Source organism: Acidovorax sp. LjRoot38, from assembly GCF_964252975.1.
GTDB classification, from domain to species: domain Bacteria; phylum Pseudomonadota; class Gammaproteobacteria; order Burkholderiales; family Burkholderiaceae_C; genus Acidovorax; species Acidovorax facilis.
Window position 1 is genome coordinate 1 of the sequence record NZ_CAXUPT020000039.1, and the last position, 1,717, is coordinate 1,717.

3 protein-coding genes are annotated in these 1,717 nt (G+C 64.0%); all 3 read left to right on the forward strand.

All coding sequences use genetic code 11. The annotated features are described in order from the left end of the window. Positions 1–31 precede the first annotated feature (31 nt). The 3 genes from ACSQ22_RS26240 to ACSQ22_RS26250 are packed head-to-tail and all read left to right on the forward strand — an operon-like array spanning position 32 to position 1,129. Positions 32–679: a DNA methyltransferase gene (locus ACSQ22_RS26240; RefSeq protein WP_436131956.1), complete on the forward strand. Its 648-nt coding sequence runs from the start codon at positions 32–34 to the stop codon at positions 677–679. Continuing rightward, positions 676–930 (forward strand): hypothetical protein, encoded by a 255-nt coding sequence (locus ACSQ22_RS26245; protein WP_008905697.1) that lies wholly within the window; start codon positions 676–678, stop codon positions 928–930. The genes ACSQ22_RS26240 and ACSQ22_RS26245 overlap by 4 nt, the downstream gene beginning before the upstream one ends. Before the next feature lies 1 nt (position 931). Next, positions 932–1,129, forward strand: coding sequence for a DUF6900 domain-containing protein (locus ACSQ22_RS26250; RefSeq protein WP_008905698.1), 198 nt, complete (start codon positions 932–934; stop codon positions 1,127–1,129). Positions 1,130–1,717: the final 588 nt, after the last annotated feature.

Consider the following 1,717-nt stretch of genomic DNA (forward strand, 5'->3'; position numbering starts at 1 on the left):
CTTCAACAACCTTTTTGTTCAGGAGAAAGACATGAGCCGCATTGTTTTAGGGGACTGCCTCGCCGTACTGCCCACGCTGCCCGATCGGGCCGTGGATTTCGTTCTCACCGACCCGCCTTATTTGGTGGACTACCAAGACCGGACGGGCCGCTGCATCGCCAATGACAAGGAAGATAGCTGGCTGGCCCCCGCCTTCCAGCAGCTTTACCGCATCCTGCGCGATGACGCCTTTTGCATCTCGTTCTATGGATGGAGCCGTGTTGATCGGTTCTTCAGCGCCTGGCGTGCCGCTGGCTTCCGTGTAGCCGGGCATATCGTTTTTGCCAAGCCGTACCAGTCCAAAGCCCGTTTTTTGCGCTATCAGCACGAATCGGCGTATCTGCTGGTCAAGGGGCAACCCGCCATGCCGGACGAGCCTTTGCCCGACGTGCTGCCGTGGAAATACAGCGGCAACCGCCTGCACCCGACGCAAAAGCCGGTCGAATCGCTGGCCGCGCTTATCAAGACGTTTTGCCCGTCGCGTGGCATCGTGCTTGACCCCTTCGCCGGTTCGGGTTCTACCTGCGTTGCAGCACGTCAAACCGGCCGCCGCTTCCTCGGTATCGAGCTTGATGCGAAGTACCACGCGGCCGCGATAGACCGCCTGAATCTCACACCTGCCGGGAGGGTCGCAGCATGAACCGCGCAGCCGACAAGTTCGAGGGCCTGCGGGCCTATCTCACCGGCTACGGGCGCCACAACCGCGATGCGCTCGCCTTCGTTGCCGACTATGAGCACTGGCCCAAGCTGGCCTCGCAAGAAATCGAGCGGCGGGCAACCGCCATGCTGGGCAGCTTGCCCGACGATGAATTGCACGCCATCGCCCGCAGAAAGGTGAGCCTTCGCAAGCTCGCCCGGCAAGTGCAAGCGGAACTCGACAAGGAGCAGTGACATGGCCAAGCCCATTCTTTCATCCGCAGCCAAGCGCGAGATTGCCGAGATTGCCCGCGTGCATTTGCGAATCGAAACGCTCGAACGGCGCTGGAGTGACCGCCTCGATTTCCATGATCTTGCCGTCTGGAGCATTGAGGCGGCATTGGAAGCGGCCTACCTGGCGGGCATGGTCGATCACCACCGAAAGCGCGAATAGAGCAAGACCGGCGGCGGGCTGGCCTCGCCGCCCATTGCCCCGCGCCCGGTCATCCCGGCCAGGCGCGGGCAGACGCAAAAATCCGGGCGCGGCAGTGGCCGCACCCGGAATGGAAAGCTCGCAACCCCCAATCAGAACGCCGCCGCCTTCGCCCAGGCTCAGGCGGCGGCGTTAAAGGCATCGCGGTGGCGTTCGATGCCTTCGGGCACCGGCCCATACAGGGCCAGTGCCGTGCAACATGCGGGCGTTACGCCCAGTTCCGCGTTTCACACCCTCGCGCCTGTGGCGCTGCACGCTTCGCTTGCACTCCAGGGGAAAGCCCTGCGGGCTATCCCCGCCGCGCAGGCTTGGCGCCCCTGAACACCGCCGACCCGGCTGCGCCGGATCGGCCAGACCACGGCAGTCGCTATCGAACCTGTTTCTCGATGACTGGCGCATGAGCTTGTGCATCGAGCCTTGAAGGCTGTGCGTCCCCGGCCAAGAAACATGGCCGGTCGCGCTGTCGTGCGCGTAGCGCATCGAGCCGCCTGCGGTGTCTCGCCCCTGACGGGCTTCCATCGTTCCCTCGCTCCGCTCGGCTGGCGCCTC